The following is a 24,076-nucleotide window of genomic DNA, read 5'->3' on the forward strand; positions in this document are numbered from 1 at the left end:
AACTCGGCGTTGCTTGCCTCGAGAGCGTTGAACGAGTCGCGCAGTTGTCCAGCCATGGCGTTGAACGAGAGGGACAGACTGCTGAGTTCTTGAATCCCGTTGGCTTCGACCCGTTGGTCGAGGTCGCCTGCGGCGATCGCCCGCGTGGCAGCACTGAGGCGGAGGATCGGGCGCGTGATCCAACGCGAGGTGTAGAAGCCGAGAATGGTGGCACCCGCCAGGGCTGCCAAACACAGGAGTAGGGTAGTGCGCGTGTTGGCGTTGATTTGTCCCATGAACGCGCTTTCGGGGACGCTGACGACGACCAACCAATCCAGTCCATACTGGTCGCGCCAGGGAGCCACTCGCACGTGATGGCGTTCACCCTGAAAATCAAACTGCAATTCGGCGTTCGTGAGGGTGCCGAACCCGTTGAAGCGCTGCTGTAGTTGTTTGGCAACGGCTTGGATGGTAGCGTCGGTGCTGTCGCTCCCGTTTAACCGCTCCACTTCATTTTTAACTACTTTAAAGGGTTGGGCTTTGCCAGAGTTGGCAATCAGCAGACCACTGCGCTCCAGGATGAAGACCTGTCCAGTTTTGGTGACATCTAAATTTTGTAAGAACTCGCTAAGTTTCAACAAATGGATATCGGCACCAACCATTCCCAGTAACTGCCGTTTGGCATCGTAAAGGGGCTGTCCCGCAGAAGCGGTAATGTAGGGACCGTAGGGAGAATTCCAGGTGTAGATGCGTGACCAAACGGGCTTCCCTGCTTTGATCGGTGCTGTGTACCAGCTTTCTTTGAAAAGATCGTAATCAAAGCGACTGTTAACACGAAGGCGATTGCCCTCAGCATCCAGGTCATAGTTGGAGACATTATTTGGAAGCTTGGCTACCCAATCGTCGATCGTGACCGTTTTACTGTCATAACGAGCAGCTCCCACGCCCGCCCCAGTCGTTAACCCAATGCCGAGATAGGTCAGGTCATACGCTTGCATCTGATGCCAGAAATACTTACCAATAGTTTGGCGATCGCGCACATCCAATAAGCCCATCTGCACGGCATCCGCGTTCATCTGACTCAACTTGTGAGGGATCGACAAATAAGACGTCAAATGTTGATCTACCGAACGGCTCGTGCGTGCCATCAATTGGTCTGATAGTTCGTTGACCGCTTGCTGCCCATTTCTCAGCGAGAGGTAGCCCACTAACCCAACCGCACCAAAGATTTGCAGCACGAACGGTACGATAAGCACAAATTGCAGCGAGAGCCCTTGAAGCTTATGAGAGGGGAACGCCTTCATGAAGTATTTTTTTGTATAAAGATTAGCTAACTTTAAGGTTCCCCCTTCGCTTCTAGTTAGCTCAGTCGTCTTGCCGACCCTTAACAGTCATTTTGCTGAACGCCTCCTCTGACACCGCCGCTAGAAACTGAACTGAGCCCGCAGGTTGCCAACATAAAGATTGGGATTGCTGTCAAAGTTATTGGCGTTGAAGATGGCATAGAAAGCAGGGACGATCGCCAGACGATCGTTTAACGGGTAATAATACGAGGCTTCCAGTTCGTAAATCGTGCCACCGTTACCACCACCAGCGACAAAGTACTGACGACCGTTGACTATATCCATCGGTGCCACAAACGTAATTGCTCCCAGTGCCCCTTTCTTGCCCAAATCAGGGAAGGCGACACCAACTTGAAACGACTGGACATTCACAGCTTGGTCGATCGGCTTCAAGTTAGTATTGCCATAGCTGTAACGCCCAAAAACGCCAAAGCCAGGGGTAATTAACCAATCCAGATTAAAGGCAAAGGTATGGGCGATGGCGTAATCTAGCCCACCGGATGTGACGGAGCCTGTAATGGGGTCAAAGATCGAGGAGCCTGGACCCGCATCAACATAGCCGTAGGGCAGAGGAACCGCATTGGAGCCGCCAACTTGTCCACCATACGCCTGCAAGCGTGTGTAGTTATAGCGAAAGCGCAGGTTCAGTTGATCGGTGGGTGAGTAGGTCAACTCGGCAGTCGCTGCATAGGTGCCACCAAAGAGTCCAGCACTGGGGTTGCTCGCTGTATTGTAGCCAAAGGACGCAGGTAGATAGGGGACGCTCTCTCCCAAATAAGCAGCAGCAAAGCGCCATTTTGGATTGATATTCCACTCTAAAACGGCTCCCGATCCCCAAAAGGTAGCACTTGTCTGGGTGCTGCTGATCGAGGCATAGCTGCTAGCCCCGGTGAGAAAGAAGGTAAAACGATTGAAATCAAAGTAGCTGAACCAGTTGATGCGTGGTCCAACAGTCAGTTTGATGGCATCGGTTAGAGGGAAACTGTAGTAAAGGTCCTGAATTACGACATCCGATCGCCCCGGCACCGTCCCAGGTGTCTGATCTGTATAAGGATTGCCATAGGTTGCGAAAAAACCAGCTGAAACAAATTGGTTGATGGACGAAATGCCATTCCCTGCTGCCAGTTGTACTGCCAACGTATCTTTGCCAGTGAATGAGGTATTAAGGGTTAGCCAGGTTAGGGCACTCAGCGTGGGTTCGGCACGATCGGTAGTTTGAACCAACGGTCTGCCCGTTGCATCTCGACCGCCAACAAAGCGGGCATCGACTGGTGTATTGGGTAAGGCTTCAAACCTGACATCGCCACCCGCAAAGGCTCCCGTCAAGTTAAACCAGGCTAAACCATTTAGTTTTGTTGTCGGTGAAAACTGCTGCTTTTCTAAAGTTGCGGTACGGGTTCCTAGCGCTTCTACTCGTCCCCCAATGGTTGCCAGTTCCGCAGCAAACTCTTCCTGCAACCGCTGTAATGCAAGCAGGTCTTCTTTTTTCACTAAATCAGCGGTACTGCTTGTAAGCAATTCATCGATTCGATCCACACAGGACTTTAGACCTGCCGCAAACTCATAGCGAGTGAGCGCACGATTACCCAAAAAGGTTTTGTCAGGATAGCCCACAATGCAACCGTACCGCTCTACCAAGGATTGCAATGCTTGAAATGCCCAATCAGACAGCTCTACGTCGGTAAGTTGAGAAATAGAGGTGACTTGCTCCATCCCATCGATCGCTGCTGCTTCAGATGAATCAAGCGAGAGATCAACAGCGATCGCCTGAGGCTGCGTCGGCGAAACTGGAACCGTGTTTTGATGCAGTGTCTCGCTCTCTAATTGTGCGGGGGTTGCCGCCATCGTTAGGATGGGCTGCCCACTCAGAAACATGGCAGTACCGACGACAGCGATCGTTCGGGAAAAAGCGTTCATACACTAGCTCATAAATGCAGCTAGAATCTTAACCCGGACGTGAATGTGTACAGTGTCAAATTAAATGACAACGAGACCAATGCGTGTCACTGAATAAAACCATCTCTGTCGCAGACTTGTAGAAAGTTTGCTCCGTAACCGCTTCAAGCCATCAGGATTGCTGAGGTGGAAAAGCCAGCTTGGTTTGGCTGCTTTGACAACACTAAGGTGTCTCCACAGCTATAAAAAGTCACCGTACACAAATCCAGTCGGTCAACCCAGAAACAACGGAACAAGATTGATCATCATTGAAGTTACAAATACCTTCGTTGACGCATTGAGTACGCATGCCTGCCTTTAAACCGCTCCATATCCTTGTCCTTTCAGCAATCGCCACGATCGCTGGGACGTTAGCGCCTTCCAGCGCCCTTGCTTTTTCCGATACCCAATCGCATTGGGCAACCACCTGCATTGACCAACTGGCGACGCAAAAACGCGTAAGTGGTTATCCTGATGGCACGTTTCGACCCCAAGCGACCGTCACCCGCACCGAATTTGCCGTTCTCATGCTCAACTCGTTTGGGAATGTGGAACCCACCCGCCGTGCTCCAGTATTTCGAGATGTGCCCTCTAGTTTCTGGGGCTATCAAGCCATCCGGAACGCTTACGCACGCGAATTTTTCTCAGGCTATCCCGATGGCACGTTTCGCCCCACAGAAGCCATTCCCCGAGTGCAAGCGATCGCAATTCTCGCCAATGCAACCCGCATGAGCAGTGGGGAACCGCCGGAAACTGTGCTTCAGCGGTATTTTGACGACGCTCAACAGATACCAGCCTATGCCAGAAAGGCAATTGCGGCGGGAACTGTGGGACGGTTGGTGGTGAACTATCCAAATGTGCGGCAACTGCGACCTAATCAAGCCATGACTCGTGGCGAGGTGGCAGCTCTGATGTGTCAGTCGATCGGGCTGCCTCGAACCGTGCCGCTAGGGTACATTGCAGGCGATCGCACAGTGTTTACCCTTCCCCCCGAACTGGGAGGGTACGACCGCTTTTCAGAAGGGTTAGTAGCCTTTGCCTCCAATGGCAAAGCTGGATACATGAACGCACAAGGAGCGATTGTAATTGCTCCCCAGTTTGACGAAGCATGGCGGTTCTCTGAAGGTTTAGCGGCTGTGCGAAAAGGAACCCAATGGGGCTTTATCGATCGCACTGGAGCCTTTGTCATTCCACTGCAATTTACCACCCGTCCTGACGACTTTTCCGATGGCTTAGCAGCCCTTCGTACTGAAAATGGACTCACTGGATTCATTGACAAAACTGGAGCAGTTGTCATTCAGCCTCAACCTAATTACATAACTTCTTTTTCAGAAGGGTTAGCTGCGATTTCAGTAAATGGTCAATCTGGCTTCATCGACAAAACGGGGAAAATTCTTATTCAGCCTCAGTTTGAGCAAGTCAGAGCGTTTTCAGACGGGTTAGCCGCTGTGAAAACGCGTCCTTCCCCCACAGCTAGTGCTTTATGGGGCTATATCGATCGCACCGGAGCTTTTGTCCTGGCACCAAAGTTTTACGATGCTGAACCGTTTTCTGAAGGATTAGCGGCTGTTCGGGGTCTTGATAGTGAAGGGCGATGGGGCTACATCAACCGTACAGGTGGAGTTGCCATTCAACCGCAGTTCTTTGCCCAGCCAGAGTATCAAGGACAAGTAGCGACGCCCTTCTCCGGAGGCATTGCGATGGTCCGCCGAGGTGAGCAGGCTGGCTTTATCGATCGCACAGGGAAGTCTGCGATCGCCACTCAGTTTGTAGAGGCAGACCGCATCTCAAATGGTATGGTCCGAGTGAATGTGGGTGGCACCTGGACACGAGTGCAAACGGGCTGCACTAACAGCGACGGCTGCTCTTATTCCAGCCAACTTCAGGGCGGCAAGTGGGGTTACATTCAAGTGGCATTGCCAGAGTCACGTTAGGCATCTGTACTAACTGTTGCGGCGCAATATGCAATTGCCGAATTTTTTGTAACGCCGTTTTACCAACCCGACGTTGTGAGACCCAAGCGCATAGACTCTGTGCTTTGATAGCGGTTTTGACTCGACCGCTGTTAGCTCAGACTCATCATCACCTCTCGCCTTTGTATAGCAGCAGACAAGTCGGGCGATCGATCGTCCGGCTTCGTTTGACCATACCCTAGAAACGTTCAAGCTATGCCGCCTCAGCATTAGCGTGATTGAGTTGGACGTTTTGCTGGATGGGAATTTCAAGCCAAAAGGTCGTTCCCTTATCAGGTGTCGATTCGCACCAGATGAGCCCACGATGCTTTTCACAAATGATCTGGTAACTGATTGACATTCCCATACCTGTGCCTTTGCCAACAGGCTTTGTGGTAAAAAAGGGATCAAAGATACGTTGCTGCACCGCTTGGGGCATACCTAAGCCATTATCGGCAATGCGAACTCGAACGTGGTCTGTGCCATAGCGCTGCGTGGTGATGTGAATTTGGCTGCGAGACTGTTCCAAAGCCGCCTCGTCGTAGTGCTTTTCCCGGTCTTTCAAGGCATCTAGGGCATTGCTAAAAATATTCATGAACACCTGATTGAGTTGCCCAGCGTAGCATTCAATTAGGGGTAAATCGCCATAGTCTTTGAGCACTTGCACACCTGCGCGATGGCGGCTTTCTTTAAGACGATGTTGCAAGATTAATAAAGTACTGTCGATGCCTTCATGAATGTCAACGGGTTTAATTTCTGCCTGGTCAAGGCGCGAAAAATTACGCAGTGACAGCACAATCTGACGAATGCGATCGGCACCCATCCGCATAGAGGTAAGAATTTTAGGCAAATCTTCAGTCAGAAATTCAACGTCGATCGCGTCGGCACACAAGCTCACTTCCATATGAGGCTGAGGATGATGTTTTTGGTAAAGCCGTAGGAGTTTGAACAGGTCTTGCACATATTCATTAGCGTGGGTAACGTTACCGTAGATGAAATTGACCGGATTGTTAATCTCGTGGGCGACCCCAGCCACTAACCCACCCAGAGCCGACATCTTTTCACTTTGAATCAGTTGAAGTTGTGATCGTTGGAGTTGCTCTAGCGTGGCTGACAAGGTAGCAGTGCGTTCTGTTACATGATGTTCCAGACGCTCATTGGCTTTTTTAAGCTGCTTTTGTTCGAGCGTTTGCACTCGCCAGAGTACAGCTAGCATGGTGGTTGCCAAGCCAGCGACTACAAAGGCAATAATGTCGAGCGATCGCAGTTGTGCTTCAATATTTTCGCGGGGAATGACCAGTGCAATGGACCAATCGGCTTCTTTAAGGGGCAAATACGCGATGTATTTTTGGGTGCCGTCGAGTGGCAATAACTCAATACCCTGTTGGCGCTTTGCCAGTCGTTGCGCGATCGATGCTAGGTGCTGATCGGCAGTCTGAACCAGGTTAAAAGATGGGTTTGCAGGTGTTGGAATAAAGGCTGGATTTGGATGAGCAATCACATTTCCCTGCGAATCGAGCGCAAAGGCATAGCTGTGATCACCATATTTGACGGTATCGACCACTTGTGAGATCCGGTCGAGCCGCACCAGGCTATGCATTTCGCCAAGAGGCTTACTGGTGGTGTCAAAGGTCTGTCGAACCGGGGTTGCAACAGCAATGGTTGGAATATTAGCTGCCCGACTAATCAGCGGGTCGCTCACGTTTGTTTGCCCTGCTATTGCCTTTTGGAAAAAAGCGCGATCGCTGATTTGGGCAGGGGTGCCGCCAGTCACCTCACGCTGACCATCGGGTTTGGCAAGTGCCAGTGCGTAAATGTCACCAAAGCGCAGAACCTCTGCTTTCAGGTATGGCTCGACAGTGGACCAACGCATCGATTTTACTGGCGTTGTCTGAGCCAGCGTTTCGATATGCACTTTCAAATTTGCCAGCCAGCGATCGATATTATCCCCACCTTGCTGCACTTCCAAAAAAGCGTTTTTCTTCAGGCTTTCCAGCATGACGTTACGAACAGCCTGGTAACTGAAGTAGGCTCCCAGGCTTACAGCTAAGGTTGTACCGCCAATCAGGAGCCGTGCTAAAAGAGTGTGTTGTAATTTAGAGACGTTTTTAACCAGTTGCATAGCGTTACTGTGAAAAGCAAGCTTGTGACGCCAGCTTTCTCCAATGAAGGGGATGAGGTTGGTTTAAGGGGATGAGACCAGTGAAGAAGGGTCTGCTACTGTATGGAACGATCGCCTGGTAAAAGCGGTTGCGTCGGTAAATTTTCAAAGGTAATTTTGAGCCACTTTGCTTGCAGCGGTTCAAGTTCACCGGTTTCCCGCAGGTTATTAAGAAAGTGATTCAGCAGGTCGAGCAACCCTTGATTGCCCTTTTTCACTGCCCAGGCAGCATAGGCTTTACGGCTCACACGCTCACCCAGCTCAAAGATGGCAGGTTTTTCGTTCACCAACACCGAGAGCGAGACGATGTTGTGCAACACTGCGTCCACCCGCTGATTGAGTAAGTCTTGATAGGCTTCTGCAAAACCTCGATACTGCCGCACCTGTCCTAATGTGCCCTTGTGTTGCTTTAGTGTGGCAGCAAGATCAGGGATAGCCGCCAACGAAACGCCGCCCTGTTGCACCCCTAATGTTTTGCCCGTAAGGTCGCGTAGCGACTGAATTGAGGCGTCATCTTTGCGTTTGATGTAAGCGATCGAAGATTCAGCGATCGGCATAGTAAAGTCTAGCCATTTTGACCGCTCATCCGTAATGCCAGCGGCTGTGAGCGCAACATCATATTTACCCTCTGCTACGCCTGGAAGAATGCCCTGCCAGGGTAGAATTTCTTGCCGAATTTCAAACGGTACGACCTTTTTGAGGCGATCGAGTAAGGCGTGATCAAAACCAATTGGCTTACCGTTCACCAAAAACTCAAACGGCGGATAGTCGTCTTCGGTCGCAACAAGCAAATAGCCGCGTTTTTTGATTTGGTTCAGCAGCGTTGTATCGACGTTGAAAACCGACCTGTCCTGGGGTGCTTTGACGCAGCCATGCATCATGGAGGCAAACAATGTACCTGCACCCGCCTGGAGAAAAAAACGTCTACGAATGGTCATAGCATTAAGGCACTGGGAACACTTTCTTTCTAGAGAGTGCCCTAACCAGGTGTGTTGTCACCAATGGTGCAGTAGACCGCCTGCACCAAGAGGAAGAAGGTGTGACGCTTGCAAGCTCAATAAGCAAAAGGCGGTAGCTTTTCGGATCGAAGTGAAAGCGAGACGTAGTGAGACGATTTATCAAGTTAGAGCATCGATCGGATCGTGAATTCAGACGCTTGTGTGACGTGAGCCGTAGTACTTTGAGATGAGTTGAGGATGGCACGAAACCACTGTTGCACGAATGGTCAGAACAGTCGAAGACCTGTGATCAAGTGGGCAAGTTGCGCTGACTGCAATCGCTCGGTACATGGGAGCAGTGAGTAGCTAAAGAGAAACCGTTTTTGAGGATGTACTAGTGACTCTGGACTAATGTCTACCTGGCAATTAACCAACAAAATTATCTCTAGATCGTTTAGATATAAAGTTAGCGATCGATCCTTTAATGTTGCTGAATGCTAATAGTTAAAGTTAGGCAGTGTCTCTGCTTCCACTTCAGCAGCTTTAAGCCAGTCCTGCATAGCTGGCAGTGCAAGAATTGCTTGAACATACTGGCTACAAACAGCATCTAAACAAACGTCATAGGTGACGAACCGTAAGGCAACGGGGGCAAACATTGCGTCGGCGATCGTGAATTGACCGAAAAGCATTGATCCATGCTCGCCGCATAATTGCCTACACTCGCGCCAGATAGCTGTAATGCGATCGATGTCGGTCTGCACAGCAGCGGTCATGCCTTTGCCGGGAAATTTGGCACGGCAGTTCATCGGCATATGGTGCCGTAAAGCCTGAAAACCGGAGTGCATTTCAGCGCTAATGGAGTAAGCGATCGCGCGTATTGCTTTGGCTTTTGGCAACCAGGGCAAGTTTGGAAATTGCTCAACCAAATAGGCAAAGATTGCCAGAGAATCCCAAACCGCGATCGTGCCATCCAAAAGCACAGGCACCTTTCCGGCAGGTGAATAGCGTTGGATTTGTTGACGGGATTCTGGAGTGTAAAGCGCAATTTGAACCTCGTTGAATGCAACCCCAAATTGTCGCATTGCTAACCAGGGACGAAGTGACCAAGACGAGTAGTTTTTGTTGCCAATGATAAGTGTAAGGGTCATTTTTGGTAACGAAGCTCCTCAATCCAGGCTTTCATCTCAGCTTCAGAGCCAGAGGTGTTTGATCGTCCTGTTGCAGGGTCATAAGCGGACCAGTAGCGATTACCAAAGCGATCGAGGCGTTGCCAAACGCACAGTTCAGCCGTGCGAGACAGCATCTGAGCGATAGACGACCAGAGCCGCTGACAGAAAGATAAATCTGACCAGAAACGGTGATGGGGCGCAACGATCGTGCCCTTTACTGCACCTAATATCTCTGCTTGCAAACATGACTCAATGTTGTTCATAGAAGGATTTCTTAAAATGAATCTGTGTCCTGTAGGCTAGCAGTGCTCAGATTGACAATCAAATGATGGTGTGTATAGCTTCTATAGATAGGATTTATAGAAATGATGAAGCTTTCTCAACTCCGAGCCATTGTGGCAGTTGCAGATTATGGCAACTTCAGTGAAGCAGCTTTAGAGTTGAATCTATCCCAGCCAGCGATTAGCCATGCGATCGCCACTCTTGAAGCCGAATTGGGAGTAACTCTCTTTGCCAGAGGTCGTCGGGGTGCTGTCTTGACGGCTGCTGGAGAACGCATTGTTGCCCATGCCCGTCAGTCGTTGCAGCATCTAGAGTTGATGCAGAAAGAAGCCAACCTACAAAAGGGGCTGGACGGTGGACAAGTGCGGATTGCTTCGTTTCGTAGTGTGGCAACCCATCTACTGCCAGTAGTGATTGCCCGGTTTCGCGATCGCTTTCCTAACATTGGCATCACTATCATCGAACGTCCTGACTACCTGGATATTGAGCAGACGCTGCGGGATGGGCGTGCCGATATTGGCATTACCTATTTGCCAACGAGTCCAGAGTTTGAGGTTTGGGAACTCGTGCGCGATGACTATGTTGTGCTGCTGCCTCCTAGTGCTTGTGTTAGAGGCACTCACCTGACTTGGGATGAGTTAGCTGCTTACGCGCTGATTCTTTTGCCATGCCTACCCTGTGGGCGCTTGCTGCACCAACATTTGACCACGATCGCTCCCCCTATGAACACCGCCAGCGGCATTCAAGAAGACTCGACTATTGTCAGTATGGTAATGCAAGGTTTGGGGGCAGCAATCTTGCCTCGGCTGGCAGCAGAGCCAATTCCCTCTTCGCTGCACGTCTATCCACTGCCAGCGCCTTTGAAACGGGTAATTGGTGTCGCTACGGTTGCTGAAGCGCTCCACACTCCAGCCGTTTTCGCCTTTCTTGACACCTTAAAAACCTTTGATTTTCAACGTCTAGCGACCATTACTTAAGAAGGGTAAAGCGACTGTCAGAACGATTAGAGAATCGATCGCACGACACCGCCATCAACCCGCAGAGCAGCACCGTTTGTTGCAGATGACACTGGGCTGGAGACATACGTTACTAGAGCAGCAACTTCTTCAACAGTGGCAAAACGCTGTATGAGTGAGGAGGGGCGAACGGACTCAAAAAATTCCTTTTCAATTTGATCCACCGTGACACCACGATCGTTTGCCATTTGGGTAACAAAATCGCCCACGCCTTCAGAGCGAGTCGGTCCTGGTAGGACAGAGTTGACCGTGACACCAGTGCCGACAGTCATTTCAGCTAAACCACGAGCGATCGCTAATTGCGCCGTTTTGGTCATCCCGTAATGAATCATTTCGATTGGAATTTGCACTGCTGATTCGCTAGAGATGAAGATAATCCGTCCCCAGTCGCGTTCTAACATTTGAGGCAAGTACTGGCGGCTTAAGCGCACCCCACTCAAGACATTTGCTTCAAAAAAGCGCAGCCAATCTTCATCCGTAATGTCTCCAAACGCTTTTGGCTCAAAGATTCCCAGGTTATTCACGAGGATATCGATCGTGGGCACCTGCTGGAAAAGTTGCTCCGCGCCCTCACGCGTGGACAGGTCAGCCGCAGCACCAGATAGGCTGGCATCTGGCATAGACGCTTTAATGGTGTCGATCGCCTGCTTAACGCGCTCCTCCGAACGCCCATTGATGATCACTGACGCGCCTTCCTGAGCAAGCGCCTGAGCGATCGCCAGCCCAATGCCACCAGTGGAACCACTGACTAAGGCCGTCTTGCCTGCTAATTTCAAGTCCATAATCGCATCTCCAAAAAGGCAGGATAGGGGTAATCGTGGTGGAAATTTTGCAAAGCTAGGTAGATGGATTAAAGCGCTCACTCGTTTTGCGTTTTTGGCTGCGCTTTATTCATGCAGATGGACACCTGAGTCTGGCTAAGTGGACGAGCCATCGACCCATCCACCTATATAAGCTTCAACTCAACAGTGATTGCTGCTCTCTTGCCCTAGCGTGTTTGGAGTTCAAGTGCTGGGTAATCAATATAGCCCTGTTCACCACCACCATAAAACGTTGATGGATCAGGTGCATTCAGTGACGCATTAATTCGGAAGCGCTCTGGCAAATCGGGATTCGCGATAAAGAGCTTACCAAAGGACACCAGATCGGCATCGCCGCTAGCGATCGCAGCGTTAGCTTTGTCGCGATCGTAGTCCCAGTTAGTCATCAGTGTGCCTTTAAAGATGGGACGGAAATACGACGTTGGAATCAGGGCGCCACCGTGACGGGCATCCGCTTCGCTGGGTTCTAGCAGGTGCAGATACGCCAGCCCAAACTGATTAAGCGCCTCGATCGCATAACTAAACGTCGCCTTTGGATCAGAGTCCGACATACTGTTGAAGGTGCTGCTAGGTGAAAGACGGACACCGACACGATCGGCGCCCCAAACATCAACAACGGCTGCGGTAACTTCTAGCAATAAGCGGGCACGGTTTTCAATACTGCCCCCGTAGGCATCGGTGCGCTTGTTGGTGCCATCGCGCAAAAATTGATCGAGCAGATAGCCATTGGCTCCGTGAATTTCAACACCATCAAAACCAGCAGCTAGGGCATTTGCAGCACCCTGACGATATTGCTCAACAATGCCGGGTAGCTCATCTATTTCCAGGGCACGCGGAGTGACATAAGGTTTAGAACCCTCGTAAGTAGAGGCTGTACCTTCAGCAGGGACGATCGCGCTAGGCGCAACAGGCAGTGCCCCGTCGGGTTGCAACGAAGGATGCGAAATTCGTCCCACGTGCCAAAGCTGCAAGAAGATCCGTCCGCCGTGGTTATGGACTGCCTCTGTCACCAGCTTCCAGCCTTCAACCTGTTCTGGTGAATGGATGCCCGGAGTTGCTGGATAACCTTGCCCAGAAGGGGTTACTTGCGTTGCTTCTGCAATGATCAATCCTGCTGAGGCTCGCTGAACATAGTAGGTAGCGTTGAGCGCAGTTGGCACATTGCCGTTGCCAGCACGATTGCGGGTCAGCGGTGCCATGACAATACGGTTGGGCAGCGTATAGGGACCCAGTTGGAACGGTGAAAACAGATTCGCGTTAGCGCTCATAGTGCATTTCCAGAGTGGATGAATCAGTTATAAACAACAGCGGTTTTGCAGCTGTGGGAGTCGTTAGAGGCGTATTGCATTTGACGTAGCGTGACCAAACAACACCAATACCTTTCTAAGGTATACAGAATCACTTTATTTAATTGTTCAGGATTCTCGAACTATTAAACTATAACTGCGAATGAGCTGATCGTGCAAGTACGCAAGTTGTCTAGCAGTGACGATCGTTCGCCCAACTGTGAAAGTCTCAACGTCAAAAAAGGGTCAATCATAGCTAGTGCCATCTGCTAGCTTGGTTCACTGCCATTCTGACGCTGCGACATCGTTTGGCAGACACGCTGCCACAAGACCGCATCCTGCTGATAGAGACTGAGAGCCGCGATCGCATCGGTTGCATCTTGAGGCCGTCCTTGAGCAACGATCGCTAAGAGAAAGTCGAGTGGTTCGTCATGCCGCAGCATCGCGATTGCCAGCAAAGCGGTTTGGCGTCGTTCGTCATCACGCGATCGTTCCCACCAGCGCCGCAGCGGGTCAAAAGCTTCTGGTAAACGTGATTCGCCCAGTGCCAGAGCCGTCATTGCTGCGATTTCAGTAGCGCGTTGCGGAACAAGTGGATCGACTGGCGGATCAAGAAACCGTATAGCCAGCGGTAACGCTGCGACTGGAGTTAATTTGAGCAGCGCCAGCAGACACTCTGAAAAGACCTGTGGCTCATCACCGACCAGAATCCGTAACCGCAGCAGTGGTGCAGCTTCGGGATTGTTAGTATAGGCGATCGCTCGTGCTGCCCCAATGCGTGCTTCGGCTTTAGCATCCGCTAACAAATCGGCAAGTTCGCTCAACATCTGCGGGTAATTCATCCGCACCAAACCTAAGGCGCAGACGCTTCGTAACGCTGGAGCCGTATCCTCCTTGCCGCCCCATACCGGCTCCATCTGCAGATGACGAATACCTTGCAGAAACAGTGCTTCCTCGCGGTAGTCCAGATGATACAGCGCTTCGGCGATCGCCGTTTTAGCAAGGCATCCGGGATCAGTCGTTTCAGGCTTGACTATGCAACGACCGAAGGAGCTAACGAGATCGGGCACCAAACTATAGATTTCAGCCTTGCAAATAAGACGGCTCGCCTGAGCAATAGCAACGCCATATTTGCCTGCTAGCGTCTGTCGCAGCGTAGCGATCGCTGCCTCAGTGGTTAGGTCAGCGAGTTGGCTTAGTGCCGCTAGTGCCTCTTCTAGCTTGCGTGCTCTTGCCATTCGTGATGATAATGCTGGAGTAGCCTGTAAGTAGATCCTCCAGCCATCTTACAGAAGGACTGCTATCACTTAATCACGAGTCAGCCATTAAGTGGTGCGTTTCTCAAGCATCCTGAAGGACAAACGACTTTGCCTTTTTCGGCTTCAGGTAAACCCGTTGTTTGGGTTTCAAGTTTAATTCATCAAACTTTTCGCGTGTAAGAAAGACGTTAACCGCCTGTCCATCTTCCAGCGTTAATTCTGCCTGAATTTCCCAGCCCAAATGCACCAGGCGCTCAAGGGTTGCTGGGGCGCTTGCTGCTTCAGGCACCGTTTCGATCAGAATATCGTGAGGGCGCAAAAAGGTTTCAGAGCGCGTTGGGTCAATACCATTGCTCTGAAAGATTTGGGAGTGGCTGGGCAATACATTAACAGGACCAATAAAGCCCATCACGAAAGGCGTTGCCGGATGATCGTAGATTTCAGCCGGACTGCCAACCTGCTCAACCTTGCCGTGATTCATCACCACCAATTCGTCAGAAACCTCCATTGCCTCTTCCTGATCATGCGTGACAAACACAGTGGTGACATTCACTTTGTCGTGAAGATGCCGCAGCCAAACACGAAGATCTTTGCGTACCTTGGCATCCAGCGCACCGAATGGTTCATCGAGCAGCAGGACATTTGGTTCGATCGCCAATGACCGAGCAAGCGCCACACGCTGCCGTTGCCCACCCGAAAGTTGAGAGGGATAACGATCGCCCAAGCCTCGCAACTGCACCAGATCCAGCAGTTCATTCACGCGATCGTCAATCCGACTCTTTTTCCACTTAGCAATTTCGAGACCAAAACCAATATTTTTGCGAATGGTTAAGTGCTTAAACAAGGCATAATGCTGAAAGACGAACCCGACATGGCGGTCTTGCACACTAGCGCTTGTTGCATCTTTGCCAGTCAGCAAGATTTTGCCGCTGTCAGGCTTTTCTAGCCCAGCGATTAACCGCAGTAGCGTTGATTTGCCTGAGCCTGATGGTCCCAGCAAAGCAACTAGCGAGCCCGTCTTGATTTCAACGCTGACTTCGTCAACAGCCTTGAATGTGCCGAACTGCTTTGATACATTTTCAACGGTAATCCCCACGGTCTAAGCTCCTAGCTGCTAGAAAATGAAACTGACCAAAACCCTGTTTTTTGATTGAGATACCGTAGTTTTAGCACATCCTGGGTGTAAGTTAAGCAGAATAAATTATTTTTTGATAAAAGTTTGTCGCTGATACCCGCAGCATCAGAGTGAGAAAAAAGTGGGTCGGCGATCGAAAACCGTCAGCTATGTAAATAATTTGTTACATTTGTTTATAGGGCGTTACTGTCTAACCTTGCTAGAGCAGCACAAAAGGCTACTTGTTTAGGTCGAGCGTTTTGACCCAAAATACCGCCGTACAACTTTTGGAGCTGTCGTTTGTAGCAATTTCTTATAACCAGGTATTGGTTGATGGTAAACCGCAAGCAGCGAGAGGTAGCGCTTTTTCCATCTTGCGGCTCTAATTACCTCGCAACGAGCACACTCCTTCCACAGTTAGAAGACGCTGGAGTGCAGGTACTTTAGGCTTTTACACACAGACAGTACCGCATCACTTTTTAGGACTTTCAGATAAACCATGCCGATTAAAGAACAACCGACTCCGCCACGCTCCAGACTGATCAGCAACATCTTCCTGGTGCTCATTGGGTTATCGTTGATTGCAAACTTTGTACTGCCTGTCATCTTAGGACCGCAGATTCCTGGAGTACCGTATAGCCTCTTCATCCACCAAGTTCAGGAAGGTGAAGTTCAACGAGCGCAAGTTGGTCAAAACCAGATTCAATTTCAATTAAAAGCGAGTGATGAGCAGCCTGGGCAAGTGTTTACAACGACACCTATCTTTGATCTAGGCTTACCCACATTGCTAGAGGAAAAAGGCGTTGAGTTTGCGGCTGCGCCACCACCCAAAAATGGTTGGATTGGTAGCCTTTTAAGCTGGGTGATTCCACCCCTGATTTTTGTAGGCATCTGGCAGTTTTTCATCCGACGTAGCGGTGGCGGTGGACCGCAAGGCGTGCTGTCGATCGGCAAGAGCAAAGCCAAAGTATATGTAGAAGGTGAATCAGAAAAAGTTACCTTTGCTGATGTGGCAGGGGTTGAAGAAGCGAAGACTGAGCTGGTTGAAATTGTCGATTTCTTGAAGGCTCCAGGGCGCTATACCCAAATTGGGGCACGGATTCCAAAGGGGGTACTGTTGGTTGGTCCACCAGGGACAGGCAAAACGCTGCTAGCAAAAGCGGTGGCAGGCGAGGCAGGCGTACCGTTCTTTAGCATTTCTGGCTCTGAGTTTGTGGAACTGTTTGTAGGCGTAGGGTCTTCGCGTGTGCGGGATCTGTTTGAGCAGGCGAAGAAACAGGCTCCCTGCATTGTGTTCATTGATGAATTGGATGCGATCGGTAAGTCTCGTAATAGCGGTGGCTTTTACGGCGGTAACGACGAACGGGAGCAAACGCTGAACCAGTTGCTTGCCGAAATGGATGGCTTTGCCGTTGGTGAGGCGACAGTGATTGTACTGGCAGCGACGAACCGTCCTGAAGTTCTAGACCCTGCATTGCTACGTCCAGGTCGCTTTGACCGTCAAGTGCTGGTTGATCGCCCAGATCTACCAGGACGTGAGTTGATTCTCAAGATCCATGCTCAAAAAGTCAAGCTGGGTACAGATGTTGATTTGAAAGCGATCGCCACACGCACCCCTGGCTTTGCAGGAGCCGATCTAGCAAATCTGGTCAACGAAGCAGCACTGTTGGCAGCGCGAAACCAGCGCCAAACGGTTGCACAAGAAGATTTCGCAGAAGCGATCGAACGCGTTGTGGCAGGGTTAGAAAAGAAAAGCCGTGTACTCAACGACAAAGAGAAGAAGATTGTCGCTTATCACGAAGTGGGTCACGCGCTCGTTGGCTCTTTGATGACTGGCGGCGGGAAGGTAGAGAAAATCTCGATCGTTCCCCGTGGCATGGCGGCGTTAGGCTACACGCTACAACTCCCAACAGAAGATCGATTTCTTATGGACGAAGCGGAACTGCGGGGTCAAATTGCGACCTTGCTTGGTGGACGATCGGCTGAGGAAGTTGTCTTTGGCAGCATTACCACTGGTGCCACGAACGATTTGCAGCGGGCAACCGACCTTGCAGAGCGCATGGTGACCACCTATGGCATGAGCACGGTGCTGGGTCCTCTAGCCTACCAACGACCGCAGCAAGCTGCATTCCTAAACGATGGCGCGCCGAATCCGCGACAAGCCATGAGTGAAGAAACAGCGCAAGCGATCGATCGTGAGGTGAGAGAAATTGTGGAAACGGCTCACCAACAAGCGCTAGATATCCTCAAGTCCAATCGCGATTTGCTGGAGACGATCGCGAATCAGCTTCTGGAAACAGAGGTTATCGAAGGCAAGACGTTGCATAGCCTGCTAGATCAGGTCGCAGCAGCGGCGTAGAGCAGCAAGAGAAGCCTGCGGTGCCGATGACAGCAGGCAATATTGGTAACAAATGCATGGTGATGCAAAAACGTAGGGATGAACAGCTGTTTGTCCCTACGTTTTTGTTTAGGTTGCTGGAACGATCGAATTGCTAAAACCCTAGAAATCTGGGTAAGAAGAAAGCGTAGGATTAAGGCAAATTTGCTTAACTATTTGTAATCTTTCGTACTAAAGCATTACAGTGTTAGACGAATGTACGCTTTAGTGCTGGAGCAACGTTTGACTTTACTCGAAGACGATCTGTACCAGGTTGGGCGATCAACGCAAGCCACCCCGCATAACAACGGTTATGGAGGGCTAGCGATCGCGGGCACCATTATCATGGTCTGGCTCACCAGTTTAATAGTGTTACTCCGGTTAGACGAGCAGCCTTTGCCTTTGCTGCTGCTCGCTGTACTTTGGCAAACGTTTCTTTACGCTGGCTTATTTATCACGGCTCATGATGCGATGCATAACTGTGTTGTGCCACAGCATCCTAAGCTCAACCACGGTATCGGCTTCCTGGCATTGCTTCTCTATGGCTGGTTGCCCTATCGGAAGCTACGCAAGGCGCACTGGCAGCACCATCAGTATCCTGCTAGTAAGAACGACCCTGATTTCCACAATGGCAAAGACACGCATGGACTGCTTTGGTATGCACGGTTTATGCATCGTTACTGGAGTGGGTGGCAGTTTCTCGCTATTACAGGCACGTATCACTTTCTAAGTCGCGTGCTGCACGTTTCTGAAGTGAACTTAATTGTGTTTTGGGCAGTGCCATCGCTCTTAAGTTCGGCACAGCTTTTCTATTTCGGCACGTTTTTGGTGCACCGCGAACCACTGAACGGCTATCAAAATCCCTTTCGGGCGAACAGTGTCTACCGCCCATATGTTTGGTCACTGCTTACCTGCTACCACTTTGGCTATCACCGAGAACATCATGAATATCCTCATGTGCCCTGGTGGCAACTGCCAAACATAAGTCAGACGGGCACAAAACGTAACGCTGCTGAATCAAGGTAGGGGTAGCAGCCGCCCTTATCGATCAATTAACGCTTAAAACCGAGCCTACGTCCTGTTGAGAAAGGCGCGTTCTGCTAGAGCCTTTACCGTTGCCGCTCACCTTGTTGTTAAACTGCCCCTACGGGTATTTTGCTTGCTAGCAACCATTTAATTGTCCTTGCCAACAACAGCCAGATTCTTCCCTTTTTTTCACAGCACTACAGTAGCCTATGCAAGGACAAACAAAACGATCGTTAACCCGTGACTGGTTGGGCACGACCGCGATCGCGCAGCGGATTTTGTTGGAATTATGGCGGCGCAAAGTCAGCCTCATCTGTTGGGCGATTTTTCCAGCTTCGATTTTGATTGTTAATAGCCTAATTTTGAGTGAGCGATCGGAGCTTTCTACTGCTGCTGCCTTTGCCCAGGCAGTTCCTCCTTGTCTGGTTGGCACGGCGCTGTTCTTTAGCTGTTTGGGTGGTAGTATCGCGACGATCGTGGCAGAACGCGAACAGCGGACACTGAAACAGCTACTGATTTCGCCACTGCGGGGTGCGTCTTACTTTATGGGGATTTTCTTAGCGTATGGGGCGATCGGGCTGGGGCAAATGCTGCTGGTATACGCGATCGCTATCCTCACGGGTGCTGAATTTGGTGTTGAATTTACGGGTTCGCTGCCTTTAGGTTTACTAATTATCAGTTTGAGCATGGTGGCATATGTTGGCACTGGCTTTTGCATTGGGGCAAAGCTGGCTCGCCGTACTGAAGATGTGAACGCGCTAATAGCGGCGCTGGGCGTGCCCTTACTCTTACTAAGTGGTGCCTTTATTCCAATCGAGTTTTTTCCCGTAGCCTTACGAGACCTGGCTCAATTCAACCCGATCTACCACATGATTGAGGCGTTGGCGATCGCACAAGACAGCGATCGAGGTGATCTTGCACCGCACCTATGGTTTTTGGTTGGCTTTGCAAGCGTGATGGTATGCGTGGGCTGGCTAACGTATCGTCAGATGCTTAACAGCGAGAGGAGGCGGTAGCGTTTATGCTGCAAATTGCCAATTTGTGCAAAGCTTACGGTCAAAAAGCGGTTTTACATAATTTGAATTTGAATCTTGCCCCTGGTGAGGTGTATGGCTTGCTGGGACCTAACGGAGCCGGAAAAACCACAACAATCCGTATTCTTTGTCATTTACTGCAAGCTGATAGTGGTAGCGTCACGATCTGCGATCGTCCCCTTTCGGACGCAACGAAATCCTTAATTGGCTTAGTACCGCAAGAGAACCTGCAATACGCTTGCTTGACCTGCGAAGAGAATTTACATTTTTTTGCACGGCTCTACGGAATCTCACGGCAGCAACGCCGTATACAGGTACCTGCTTGCCTAGAATCTGTCGGTTTGCTGGAGCGCGCCAAGAGTCTTGCTGAGACCTTAAGTGGTGGCATGAAACGTCGCCTGAGTGTAGCGATCGCGCTGGTGCATAACCCCAAACTCTTGATTTTAGATGAACCAACCACTGGGCTAGATATTGAAGCACGGATCGAACTCTGGCGGCTCATTCGACAGTTGCAGAACCAGGGCATGACCATTTTGCTTACCACACATTTGTTAGACGAAGCGGAGCGCTTGTGCGATCGTCTTGGCATCCTTAAGCAGGGCTGTCTTGTAGCAGAGGGTAGCCTTGCATCTCTGCGGCAATGTATTGCTGCCCAAGAAATTGTGGTGGTGCGAACAACTGCTGAAGACAAAGCGATCGCCCGCGCCCAAACCCTCGGCTTTCCCTGTCGGCGCTATGGTGATGACCTTGCCTTTTGGCTCCCAGAAGCACTAGAAATGAAGGATCTTATTGATCGTTTTGATGGCATTCCCTTAGAGTCGATCGCCCGTCAACCTGTACGCCTTGAACACATCTACGACGAAGTGCTAAAGAATGGCATGAATTAAAACGGTACATCGTCGTCTGAATCTAAATCTTCTTCTGGTTCTTCTGTTGCTTTAGCTTTAAGGCTAGCTGCGTCCATTTCGGCTAGCTTGGGGGCTTCTGCTACGGTGTCACTGTCACTCATATCGACTACTCTGCCGCCAAAGAAATCAGCTAGTTGTTTGGCAGCGAGGGTTACTTCGTCTTCTTGCTGCCAGCGCTCAGAGGTAGACAACGGAGGAGAATCACTAACAGATCCTTCGGCAACGCGGTTAGTGGGTTTCGGCGGAAAGTCTGCGCCTGGTTGATTGGGCTGAGAAAAACCAGTTGCCTGCCCACTGGTTGCTTGCCCATACATGGATGCGTTGGCTGGTGCAGGACGATCGGTGTCAGAAGACGGTAGCCGATCGACGGTTTCTGGCGGAGGCGTTGTTTGAGCCACCTGAGGCGTCGCTTCTACAACCTGGAGTGCAACTTTAACTTTTGTCTTAAAGGCTTTGGCAGACGCTTTCTCAAGCTGCGGAATCATGCCCGTGATCATCTTGATCATACTTTGAGCCTTCACGCCGACCAGAATTTCATCATCATTCTGGCTCAGTAAGTGGCAATTTACGCTCAACATAGCGCGGGTGCCCTTCAGGTCAATATGACTCAGAATTTGCTGCCAGGTTTCACTGAGATTACTGCCCTGATAGCTGGCTGGTTGGCTCGTTGCAACTGGTAATGCTGCTGACACCTCGGCAGGACGGCTGACTGGCAGAGGCTTCTCAATCGCAGGAACTTCGGTTTCTGCTACGTTTGGCACGAGTGCCTCAGTATGTGAAGGTGTTGCTGCCGGTATAGGTGGACGTACTGCTGCTCCCCCATTAGCCGCCTGCGATGGACTAGCTGTTTGCCCACTTGCTGCTGACTGCTGACTGCTGACTGCTGACTGCTGACTGCTGACTGCTGACTGCTGAGCGCTAACGGCTGACCGCTGACTACTGACCGCTGATGGCAGCAAGCCCATCAACGTGACTTCTAGCCAGAGCCTTGGTTGAGTCGTACTTTTAATCTGATCCTCGCTGCTGCGAAGCTGTTGCTGACCCGCCAGGATCGTCTGCACATCCAGGGCTTGGGCAAAGCTACAAAGAGCTGCCCATGTCGGTGGTGTCAGTGCTACCAGATCGTTGCGAGTTGGAGCCGTTTTGGCAATCAGCAGATCCCGATAAAAGCTGGCGAGGTTTTGCAGCACAATCAGCGGTTCGCGCCCCCGATCCATCAACCGCCGAACGCTATCAAGCAGAGTTTCGGGATTGTCTTGAGCGATCGCCTCCAGCAAGTCCATCAAATCGCGCTCTGGCACTGACCCAACCAGATCCCAGACTTTATCAACGGATACCTCACTTTCTAGCAAACTAAGCTGATCCAGTAGGCTTTCGGCATCACGCAGCCCACCCTGAGAGATCTGGGCAACCAGGGTGATCGCCTCTTGGGTAATCGAAATCGCTTCTTTAGCTGCGATCGTTGTGAGATGCTGCACGATCGCCATCAGTGGAATGCGTCGGAAATCAAACCGCTGACAGCGCGAAATAATGGTTGGCAATACCCGTTGCGGATCAGTGGTTGCCAGCACAAACACGACTCGGTTGGGCGGTTCCTCAAGAGTCTTCAGCAACGCATTAAACGCCGCAGTGCTGAGCATATGGCATTCATCCACCACATACACTTTGTAGCGGCATTGCACAGGCGCAAACTGCGATCGCTCAATCAGCTCTCGCATATTGTCTACGCCTGTATTGCTGGCAGCGTCAATTTCAATTACGTCTAGCGCCGAACCTTTGGCGATCGACTGGCAAACTTCGCACACACCGCAGGGCTGCTCCGTTGGCACCTCGTACGCCAGACAATTGAGTGATTTTGCCAGAATACGCGCACTGGACGTTTTGCCCGTGCCTCTTGCGCCGGTAAAAAGGTAAGCCGGTGCAATCCGTTGCTGGTGTAGAGCATTGGTGAGCGTAGTGGCGATCGCCTCCTGCCCTACCAGATCACTAAAGGTTTGCGGACGATATTTGTGATGTAGCGGTTGATAGGTCATCGGTCTACAGCAACGTTCTATTCTCTAGCGTAAGCGATAGCTACTGCGAACATATGAACTACTTTTGCTGCTTAGAGTTAAACCATCCGATCAAAGTTGAGTTTGTAGGGTAGCGATCAGGCTGCTCTAGGCAGGAAGGTGACAAACGTAAGCTGAAAGCTGAAGAGCCCTTTGCCATGAGCGTCTGTATGTTAACCTGAGGAGTCATTTGATAATCGCATACTCATGGCTGACTGCCCAAAAATCCAATCAATTTATACTGACGGCGCATGTTCTGGCAATCCTGGTCCGGGCGGTTGGGGCACAGTCGTTTATTTTGCCGACGGCTCGGTACATGAAATGGGTGGAGCTGAGGCACACACAACCAATAATCGGATGGAGATGCAGGCGGCAATCGCCGCCCTCCAGTTTCTCAAGACCGTTGGCTATACAGAGCCGATCGAGCTATATACCGATAGCGAATACGTTAAAAACGGCATTACGCAGTGGATTCATGGCTGGAAGAAAAAAGGCTGGAAAACCTCGACTGGCAAACTGGTACTAAACCCTGAACTGTGGCAGCAGTTAGATGTGCTTAATACGAAGCAGATTCAGTGGCGCTATGTACGCGGACATACTGGCAATGTCGGTAACGAACGCTGTGACACGATCGCCCGAGCCTTTTCGCTTGGTAAAGTGCCTGACCTCAAGCAGCTACCGGAGTGGCAACGGACGCTCTAGCTACCAACAGCAAAAGAGCGTCTCTTTGTTAAGCAACTTTACGAAAAGCCAATTTTTGTAAAGGCTCATGTTTTAACCCAACAGTTTTGTACCAAACCTTTTGATTCATCGCAGTATCTTAAGATTGGAGTCTAGTTTTAAAACCCCTTGCTCATTGCAGGGTTAAGCTCTAGTCACCATAAAATTTTCTTTAACCATCAAGCCAGTAGCAATAGGTAGTAAATCCCACGATGGATGCTCATTCGCACGCTCAGACTGATGCGATCGATAACCTGCCGCGCGAAATTAGAGTTGCCCAACTGCGTGACCTGGTAGACACGCTACACTTCGCCGACGAATTTTCGAGCAAGGGCTACTTAATCACTAGCTCGGAACTAGCCGACCTGATGGATGTCAACGCCAGCGCCGTTACAAGTCGGGGTGACAACTGGGTTTGGCGAAACTGGGTAGTATCGCGCGTCAGGCGCGAAGGCAACCAGATTCTCTGGCAGCTCGAACGGGTTGATTAGACAGTCATGAGCTAGTTGCTAGGAGCTTTCTGAGAAAGAAGGTAGGTAGTGCTCAAGATGTAATGATAGAGAAGTAGAGTTGTTCTCCTCCTATGCCTGCCTGCCCCCTTTGTGCGTCCGTCAAAACGGTCAAGAACGGACGTATCCACAATGGTAAACAACGGTTCAAATGCCACGACTGCGGACGACAGTTCATCGAACAACCGACGAAGAA

21 protein-coding genes are annotated in these 24,076 nt (G+C 50.6%); 10 read left to right on the forward strand and 11 right to left on the reverse strand.

Features of this window, described 5'->3' with window-relative positions; genetic code table 11:
- Both H6F86_RS23305 and H6F86_RS23310 read right to left on the reverse strand, forming a co-directional pair.
- The coding region (locus H6F86_RS23305; protein ID WP_347240971.1) for a cache domain-containing protein at positions 1-1,235 on the reverse strand (1,235 nt) is incomplete at its 3' end.
- Positions 1,236-1,403: 168 nt separating this feature from the next.
- Positions 1,404-3,239, reverse strand: coding sequence for an iron uptake porin (locus H6F86_RS23310; RefSeq protein WP_190451790.1), 1,836 nt, complete (start codon positions 3,237-3,239; stop codon positions 1,404-1,406).
- Positions 3,240-3,565: 326 nt separating this feature from the next.
- Between H6F86_RS23310 and H6F86_RS23315 the strand changes: the two genes are divergently transcribed.
- Complete coding sequence (locus H6F86_RS23315; RefSeq protein WP_190451792.1) at positions 3,566-5,191, forward strand: WG repeat-containing protein; 1,626 nt, start codon at positions 3,566-3,568, stop codon at positions 5,189-5,191.
- Between the two features lie 232 nt (positions 5,192-5,423).
- Here the strand turns inward: H6F86_RS23315 and H6F86_RS23320 are convergent, their stop codons facing one another.
- The 4 genes from H6F86_RS23320 to H6F86_RS23335 form a co-directional block, all read right to left on the reverse strand.
- Positions 5,424-7,331, reverse strand: a complete 1,908-nt coding sequence (locus tag H6F86_RS23320; protein ID WP_190451794.1) for an ATP-binding protein — start codon at positions 7,329-7,331, stop codon at positions 5,424-5,426.
- 95 nt (positions 7,332-7,426) lie between these two features.
- On the reverse strand, positions 7,427-8,308 hold the full coding sequence (locus H6F86_RS23325; RefSeq protein WP_190451795.1) for a transporter substrate-binding domain-containing protein: 882 nt from the start codon (positions 8,306-8,308) through the stop codon (positions 7,427-7,429).
- Between the two features lie 497 nt (positions 8,309-8,805).
- A complete protein-coding gene (locus tag H6F86_RS23330; RefSeq protein WP_190451797.1) occupies positions 8,806-9,456 on the reverse strand; it encodes a glutathione S-transferase family protein in 651 nt (216 codons plus the stop codon).
- Positions 9,453-9,740 (reverse strand): hypothetical protein, encoded by a 288-nt coding sequence (locus H6F86_RS23335; RefSeq protein WP_190451824.1) that lies wholly within the window; start codon positions 9,738-9,740, stop codon positions 9,453-9,455. The genes H6F86_RS23330 and H6F86_RS23335 overlap by 4 nt, the downstream gene beginning before the upstream one ends.
- A gap of 102 nt (positions 9,741-9,842) precedes the next feature.
- On the opposite strand from H6F86_RS23335, the gene H6F86_RS23340 reads away from it, so the two are divergent.
- On the forward strand, positions 9,843-10,736 hold the full coding sequence (locus tag H6F86_RS23340; RefSeq protein WP_347240974.1) for a LysR family transcriptional regulator: 894 nt from the start codon (positions 9,843-9,845) through the stop codon (positions 10,734-10,736).
- 26 nt (positions 10,737-10,762) lie between these two features.
- On the opposite strand, the gene H6F86_RS23345 is transcribed toward H6F86_RS23340, so the two are convergent.
- The 4 genes from H6F86_RS23345 to H6F86_RS23360 all read right to left on the reverse strand — a co-directional run bounded on the left by H6F86_RS23345 (position 10,763) and on the right by H6F86_RS23360 (position 15,237).
- Entirely contained in the window at positions 10,763-11,557 is a 795-nt protein-coding gene (locus tag H6F86_RS23345) for an SDR family oxidoreductase (RefSeq protein ID WP_190451799.1), read from the reverse strand.
- Positions 11,558-11,763: 206 nt separating this feature from the next.
- Entirely contained in the window at positions 11,764-12,864 is a 1,101-nt protein-coding gene (locus H6F86_RS23350) for an alkene reductase (RefSeq protein ID WP_190451801.1), read from the reverse strand.
- Positions 12,865-13,151: 287 nt separating this feature from the next.
- Positions 13,152-14,120, reverse strand: a complete 969-nt coding sequence (locus H6F86_RS23355; protein WP_190451803.1) for a hypothetical protein — start codon at positions 14,118-14,120, stop codon at positions 13,152-13,154.
- A gap of 103 nt (positions 14,121-14,223) precedes the next feature.
- Entirely contained in the window at positions 14,224-15,237 is a 1,014-nt protein-coding gene (locus H6F86_RS23360; protein ID WP_190451804.1) for a TOBE-like domain-containing protein, read from the reverse strand.
- Positions 15,238-15,515: 278 nt separating this feature from the next.
- Here H6F86_RS23360 and H6F86_RS32945 point away from each other — a divergent pair, with 278 nt between their 5' ends.
- From H6F86_RS32945 to H6F86_RS23380, 5 genes are all read left to right on the forward strand, one after another.
- Positions 15,516-15,641, forward strand: coding sequence for a hypothetical protein (locus H6F86_RS32945; RefSeq protein ID WP_277881704.1), 126 nt, complete (start codon positions 15,516-15,518; stop codon positions 15,639-15,641).
- 113 nt (positions 15,642-15,754) lie between these two features.
- Entirely contained in the window at positions 15,755-17,614 is a 1,860-nt protein-coding gene (gene ftsH4, locus H6F86_RS23365; RefSeq protein WP_190451808.1) for an ATP-dependent zinc metalloprotease FtsH4, read from the forward strand.
- Between the two features lie 261 nt (positions 17,615-17,875).
- Positions 17,876-18,658 (forward strand): fatty acid desaturase, encoded by a 783-nt coding sequence (locus H6F86_RS23370; protein ID WP_199305452.1) that lies wholly within the window; start codon positions 17,876-17,878, stop codon positions 18,656-18,658.
- Between the two features lie 209 nt (positions 18,659-18,867).
- Positions 18,868-19,674, forward strand: coding sequence for an ABC transporter permease (locus tag H6F86_RS23375; protein WP_190451811.1), 807 nt, complete (start codon positions 18,868-18,870; stop codon positions 19,672-19,674).
- 5 nt (positions 19,675-19,679) lie between these two features.
- Complete coding sequence (locus tag H6F86_RS23380) at positions 19,680-20,579, forward strand: ABC transporter ATP-binding protein (protein WP_190451813.1); 900 nt, start codon at positions 19,680-19,682, stop codon at positions 20,577-20,579.
- Here the strand turns inward: H6F86_RS23380 and H6F86_RS23385 are convergent.
- Positions 20,576-22,633 carry a DNA polymerase III subunit gamma/tau gene (locus tag H6F86_RS23385; RefSeq protein ID WP_190451815.1) on the reverse strand — a complete coding sequence of 686 codons (2,058 nt, stop codon included), beginning with the start codon at positions 22,631-22,633 and terminating at the stop codon, positions 20,576-20,578. The two genes, H6F86_RS23380 and H6F86_RS23385, sit on opposite strands and share 4 nt — an antisense overlap.
- Positions 22,634-22,858: 225 nt before the next feature.
- Here H6F86_RS23385 and rnhA point away from each other — a divergent pair, with 225 nt between their 5' ends.
- From rnhA to H6F86_RS23400, 3 genes are all read left to right on the forward strand, one after another.
- On the forward strand, positions 22,859-23,353 hold the full coding sequence (rnhA, locus tag H6F86_RS23390) for a ribonuclease HI (protein WP_190451817.1): 495 nt from the start codon (positions 22,859-22,861) through the stop codon (positions 23,351-23,353).
- A 230-nt stretch (positions 23,354-23,583) separates the two neighbouring features.
- Positions 23,584-23,862, forward strand: a complete 279-nt coding sequence (locus tag H6F86_RS23395) for a hypothetical protein (protein WP_190451820.1) — start codon at positions 23,584-23,586, stop codon at positions 23,860-23,862.
- A 92-nt stretch (positions 23,863-23,954) separates the two neighbouring features.
- The coding region (locus H6F86_RS23400) for an IS1 family transposase (RefSeq protein WP_190446062.1) at positions 23,955-24,076 on the forward strand (122 nt) is incomplete at its 3' end.

Origin of the sequence: Phormidium sp. FACHB-592 (assembly GCF_014695795.1) — a bacterium.
In the GTDB taxonomy this organism is placed as follows: domain Bacteria; phylum Cyanobacteriota; class Cyanobacteriia; order Leptolyngbyales; family Leptolyngbyaceae; genus Stenomitos.

Coding starts and splice junctions, on each gene's coding strand:
- H6F86_RS23310 (WP_190451790.1), bottom strand. CDS start 3,239: ATGAACGCTTTTTCCCGAACGATCGCTGTCGTCGGTACTGCCATGTTT.
- H6F86_RS23315 (WP_190451792.1), top strand. CDS start 3,566: ATGCCTGCCTTTAAACCGCTCCATATCCTTGTCCTTTCAGCAATCGCC.
- H6F86_RS23320 (WP_190451794.1), bottom strand. CDS start 7,331: ATGCAACTGGTTAAAAACGTCTCTAAATTACAACACACTCTTTTAGCA.
- H6F86_RS23325 (WP_190451795.1), bottom strand. CDS start 8,308: ATGACCATTCGTAGACGTTTTTTTCTCCAGGCGGGTGCAGGTACATTG.
- H6F86_RS23330 (WP_190451797.1), bottom strand. CDS start 9,456: ATGACCCTTACACTTATCATTGGCAACAAAAACTACTCGTCTTGGTCA.
- H6F86_RS23335 (WP_190451824.1), bottom strand. CDS start 9,740: ATGAACAACATTGAGTCATGTTTGCAAGCAGAGATATTAGGTGCAGTA.
- H6F86_RS23340 (WP_347240974.1), top strand. CDS start 9,843: ATGATGAAGCTTTCTCAACTCCGAGCCATTGTGGCAGTTGCAGATTAT.
- H6F86_RS23345 (WP_190451799.1), bottom strand. CDS start 11,557: ATGGACTTGAAATTAGCAGGCAAGACGGCCTTAGTCAGTGGTTCCACT.
- H6F86_RS23350 (WP_190451801.1), bottom strand. CDS start 12,864: ATGAGCGCTAACGCGAATCTGTTTTCACCGTTCCAACTGGGTCCCTAT.
- H6F86_RS23355 (WP_190451803.1), bottom strand. CDS start 14,120: ATGGCAAGAGCACGCAAGCTAGAAGAGGCACTAGCGGCACTAAGCCAA.
- ftsH4 (WP_190451808.1), top strand. CDS start 15,755: ATGCCGATTAAAGAACAACCGACTCCGCCACGCTCCAGACTGATCAGC.
- H6F86_RS23375 (WP_190451811.1), top strand. CDS start 18,868: ATGCAAGGACAAACAAAACGATCGTTAACCCGTGACTGGTTGGGCACG.
- H6F86_RS23380 (WP_190451813.1), top strand. CDS start 19,680: ATGCTGCAAATTGCCAATTTGTGCAAAGCTTACGGTCAAAAAGCGGTT.
- H6F86_RS23385 (WP_190451815.1), bottom strand. CDS start 22,633: ATGACCTATCAACCGCTACATCACAAATATCGTCCGCAAACCTTTAGT.
- rnhA (WP_190451817.1), top strand. CDS start 22,859: ATGGCTGACTGCCCAAAAATCCAATCAATTTATACTGACGGCGCATGT.
- H6F86_RS23395 (WP_190451820.1), top strand. CDS start 23,584: ATGGATGCTCATTCGCACGCTCAGACTGATGCGATCGATAACCTGCCG.